This window comes from Sinomonas sp., from assembly GCF_051955515.1.
Taxonomy (GTDB): domain Bacteria; phylum Actinomycetota; class Actinomycetes; order Actinomycetales; family Micrococcaceae; genus Sinomonas.
Map to the genome: position 1 here is coordinate 1 of NZ_JBQCGQ010000001.1, position 4,407 is coordinate 4,407.

Sequence of the window (4,407 nt, forward strand, 5' to 3'; positions counted from 1 at the left end):
GAGCTCCTCGTGGAGGAGGGTGTGGCGGCGGATCCGCTGATCGAAGGACTCGAGCTCGGACGGCGTCGGCAGGTTGCCGTAGATCAGGAGGTAGGAGACCTCGAGGAAGCTCGAGTGCTGAGCCAGCTGCTCGATGGGGTATCCGCGGTAGCGGAGGATGCCCTCGTCGCCGTCGATGAACGTGATCGACGAAGTGGTCGCCGCAGTGTTCATGAAGCCAGGATCGAAGGTGACAGCACCTGTCTCCTTCAGCAGCTTCGACACGTCGTAGCCGTCATTGCCTTCGACGGCGGCGATGCGGGGAAGGGTCAGCTCCCCGCCTTCATGGCGCAGGGTGGCACCGTTCTTCTCAGTCATGGTTCCCCTTACATGGGTAGCTCGCAACAGTCCAAAACTACTCCGAGCGCGCGCACCGGACTAATCGGTGCCCTTCATCGCAACGATCAGTACGCAGTGAGGCGGTCGACGGCGGCATCCACCCGCTCGTCGGTGCCGGTGAGGGCCACGCGGACGAAGCCAGCGCCGTCGTCGCCGTAGAACACGCCCGGTCCCACGACGATCCCGCGCTCGGCCAAACGGCCCACCGTAGCCCAGGTATCCTCGCCCGCGGTACACCACAGGTAGAGGCCCGCCTCAGAGTGGCTGATCGTGAGCCCGAACGCCTCGAGCGCGGGCACGAGCCGCTCCCGGCGGCCCCGGTAGAGGTCCTTCTGGGCGTCCACGTGGGCCTGATCGCCGAGCGCGACCCGCATGGCTTCCTGCACCGGGAAGGGAACGATCATGCCGGCGTGCTTGCGGCTGTTGACGAGGTTCGGCATGAGCTCGGGGGCGCCGGCCACGAAGGCCGCACGATAGCCCGCGAGGTTGGACTGCTTGCTGAGCGAGTAGACGCTCAGCAGCCGCGTGAAGTCGCCGCCGCTCACGCGAGGATCCAACACGGAGGGCACGGCGGATCCGCCCCGCTGGACGTCCCACTCGCCCCACCCGAGCTCCGCGTAGCACTCGTCGGAGGCGACGACGGCACCCACGCTGCGAGCATCGTCGACGACGGCGCGCATCGCCTCAGCCGTGCGAACCGCGCCCGTCGGGTTACCCGGGGAGTTGAGCCACACGAGGCGGACACGAGCGCGGGTCGGTGCGTCGAGCTCGTCGAGGGAGTCGGCAGGGATCGCCTCCGCGCCCGCGAGGCGCGCACCGATGTCATAGGTCGGGTAGGCAACTCGGGGCCGGACCACAACATCGCCCGGGCCCAAGCCGAGGAAGAAAGGAAGCCACGCGACGAGCTCCTTCGACCCGACCGTCGGCATCACGGCCTGCTCGTCGAGCCCCTCGACCCCGCGCCGCCGCGCAAACCACTCGACGACGGCCTCGCGGACGGCCTTCGTGCCGTGCACAGTCGGATAGCCGGGGGCGTCAGCGGCGGAGCGAAGCGCATCCTGGACGAGCTTCGGCGTCGGATCGACGGGCGTGCCGATGGAGAGGTTGACCACGCCGCCCGCGTGCTGCTTGGCCCTCTCGAGGTACGGCGCCATGGCCTCCCACGGGTAGTCGGGGAGGTCGAGCCCGAAGGTGCTGGTCTGCACGCTCAGTCTTGGTTCTGCGGGGGCAGCGCGGAGACGAGCGGATGGTCCCTGCCCGTGTTGCCGAGCTTCGCAGCGCCGCCGGGAGAGCCCAGATCGTCGAAGAACTCGACGTTCGCTTTGTAGTAGTCGGCCCACTCGTCCGGAACGTCGTCCTCGTAGTAGATGGCCTCGACGGGGCACACCGGCTCGCACGCGCCGCAGTCCACGCACTCGTCCGGGTGGATGTAGAGGGACCGCTCGCCTTCGTAGATGCAGTCGACCGGGCACTCCTCAACGCAGGCCTTGTCCTTCACATCCACGCACGGCTGCGCGATCACGTATGTCACTGCTACACCTTCTGACGACTCGCTGATGGGGGACGCCTTGCATCCCGGCGGAACGAGCCTATTATCATCCCGCTCGACGGCGCCAATCCAGCTGGGTCAGCATGCACGCCCGCCGAGCACAGCACGCCTGTCATATGCCGTCACACGCCGTAGCATCGCGTCGGCAGCCATCCGGTGCCTAGGATGTTCGGATGCTTCCGCCCGCCCAGCGACCCGCCGACGTGCTGCGCGCTCTCGCACCGGGGACCCGCGTCGTCGTCCGCTACCGCGTTGAAGGAGGCTTCACGGACGCACTCGGTGAGCTCACCGCCGTCGACCATGCTGAAGCGGTGATCGCCACGCGACGCGGCCCGGCGAAGATCCCGCTCGCGGTCATCGTGGCGGCGAAAGAGGTCCCGCCGCCTCCCCCTGCCCGTCGACCCCGCGTCTAGAGGCGGCTCAGTCCCCCTCGCCGTCGGGGAGGCGCCGCAGCCGGAAGAATGGACCGATCGCCACGGGGAGGCAAGAGAGCAGCATGCCGACGATGCCGATCCAGAGCGTCGGAGCAATCCCCAATTCCGCGCCGAGCCATCCGCCGAGGAGGCTCCCGATCGGCATGACGCCCCAGACGACGCAGCGGATCGAGGCGTTCATGCGTCCCAGCAGCCGGGGTGGGCAGACGCGCTGGCGCATGCTCACCTGAAGCACGTTGTAGACGATCACGCCGAAGCTCATGACGAAATCGCCCACGCTGAGCAGGACGAGCGCGAGCGTTCCCGATCCCGCCGTGAGCGCGAGCGGGAAGAGCGCGACGGCGGCCCCGCCCACCATGAGCCCTAGCGGCAGAAGCGGTCCTTCGCCGACGCGCGCCGCGAGGTGGGGAGCCGCGAGCGCTCCGATGACTCCCCCGACGGAACCGAACGAGAGCATGACGCCGAGCCCGACCGGGCCCAGACCGAGCTCCCGCAGGGTCACGAGGGGCATGAGGACGTAGACGACTGACGAGAAGAGATTCCCGATCGCGGTGCTGGCGACGATCCGGCGGATGAGCGGATGGGAGACCACGAAGGCCGCCCCTTCGCGGATCTCCGCGGAGAGCCGGCTTCCTTCCGCGCGCGGGCGGAAGGTCTCGGTGTCGCGGAGCCGCGCGAGGCATAGCGCCGAAACCAAGTAGCCCGCGGCTTCGCCGGCGAACAGGAGCGGCGCGCTCACCACGGTCAGCAGGAACCCGCCGAGCGCGGGGCCGGCGAGGCGCGCTGTCTGCGCCGTGGCCTCGAGCTTGCCGTTCGCGTCGGCAACGAGCTCGCGGTCGACGAGGAGCGGGATGTAGCTCTGGTAGGCGACGTCGAAGAACACGGTCGCGACGCCCACGATCGCGGCCACGACGAAGAGGTGCCACATCTCGAGCACGCCAGCCTCCCACAGGATCGGCACGGCGAGCATGGCGGTCATCCGCACGACGTCCGCCCGGATCATCGTGCGCCTCTTGAGCCAGCGGTCCACCCAGGCTCCGGCGGGAAGCCCAACGACGAGAAAGGCCGCCATCGACGCGGCATTCAGGACGCCCAGGTCCAGCTCCCGTGCGCCGAGCAGGCTGACGGCGAGGACCGGGAGCGCGAGCTGACCGAGTTGGACGCCCAGCTGGCTCACTCCCTGCCCCGCCCAGAAAGCGAGGAAGGAAGGGCGCCGGACAAGCGGAGCGACGGTGCTGCGCGCCACGGAGTGGGAGGCCATGCGGTCAGTGTGCGCCGAGTGATTGGGAAGTGTCAATCACTCGACGGTAGAGTGATCCCATGTCGATCTCCGACGACGCAGCAAAGGGCCGCGCCCTCAGCTCACCCTTGCGCCTGCGGATCCTGCGCCTGTGCCTGCACCATGCCCGCACGAACAAGGAGATCGCAGACGTCCTCGGCCTCAATCCGGCGTCGACCCTGCATCACGTGCGCACGCTCGTGGCCACGGGATTCCTCGAACCGCAGGCCGAGCGGCGCGGGAACCGCGGTGCGCGGGAGGTGCCCTACCTCGCCACGCGGCGATCTTGGGGCCAGAAGGTCGACGACGTCGCCCCCGTCCTCATCGAAACCTTCGTCCAGGAAACGGCCGCGCTCCCCCCAGAAGATATCGAAGTGTGGCGGCTTGGCCTCAAGCTGAACGCCCGCCACCGGGCCGACCTGCTCGCCAAACTCCGTGCCGTCGTCGACGAGTATGCGGCCCTGCCGAGTGACCCCGATGGTCTGGCCACGTCCCTCATGATCGCTCATCACCCGGACCCGACGGCGCAAGAGGAAGGATTAGGCGCGGGCGCGCGCCCGGTTCGCCTTGAGCCGCTCGTTCGCGTCGAGGATGACCTTCCGGATACGGATCTCCTCCGGCGTGATCTCGACGCACTCGTCCTCGCGGGCGAACTCGAGCGACTCCTCGAGCGTGAGCGTCTTCGGCGGCGTGAGCCCCTCGAAGTTGTCCGCCGTGGAGGAGCGCATGTTGGTGAGCTTCTTCTCCTTGGTGATGTTGACGTCCAT

Annotated in this window: 5 protein-coding genes and 2 pseudogenes; 2 read left to right on the top strand and 5 right to left on the bottom strand. The window is 68.5% G+C overall.

The features are described from left to right. From ACTHL9_RS00005 to fdxA, 3 genes are all read right to left on the bottom strand, one after another. Positions 1-357: citrate/2-methylcitrate synthase (locus ACTHL9_RS00005; protein WP_440516574.1), on the bottom strand; the 357-nt coding region annotated here is incomplete at its 3' end. Between the two features lie 86 nt (positions 358-443). Then, complete coding sequence (dapC, locus tag ACTHL9_RS00010) at positions 444-1,583, bottom strand: succinyldiaminopimelate transaminase (protein WP_440516575.1); 1,140 nt, start codon at positions 1,581-1,583, stop codon at positions 444-446. Between the two features lie 2 nt (positions 1,584-1,585). Then, positions 1,586-1,909 (bottom strand): ferredoxin, encoded by a 324-nt coding sequence (gene fdxA / locus ACTHL9_RS00015; RefSeq protein WP_440516576.1) that lies wholly within the window; start codon positions 1,907-1,909, stop codon positions 1,586-1,588. Positions 1,910-2,100: 191 nt separating this feature from the next. On the opposite strand from fdxA, the gene ACTHL9_RS00020 reads away from it, so the two are divergent. Beyond that, a complete protein-coding gene (locus tag ACTHL9_RS00020) occupies positions 2,101-2,340 on the top strand; it encodes a putative acetyltransferase (protein WP_440516577.1) in 240 nt (79 codons plus the stop codon). Positions 2,341-2,347: 7 nt separating this feature from the next. Here ACTHL9_RS00020 and ACTHL9_RS00025 read toward each other — a convergent pair whose 3' ends face one another. After that, entirely contained in the window at positions 2,348-3,622 is a 1,275-nt protein-coding gene (locus tag ACTHL9_RS00025) for an MFS transporter (RefSeq protein WP_440516578.1), read from the bottom strand. Positions 3,623-3,681: 59 nt separating this feature from the next. On the opposite strand from ACTHL9_RS00025, the pseudogene ACTHL9_RS00030 reads away from it, so the two are divergent. Beyond that, a pseudogene (locus tag ACTHL9_RS00030) lies at positions 3,682-3,804 on the top strand (ArsR family transcriptional regulator); the annotation flags it as partial. 375 nt (positions 3,805-4,179) lie between these two features. On the opposite strand, the pseudogene ACTHL9_RS00035 reads toward ACTHL9_RS00030, so the two are convergent. Continuing rightward, positions 4,180-4,407 (bottom strand): annotated as a pseudogene (locus ACTHL9_RS00035) (translational GTPase TypA); the annotation flags it as partial.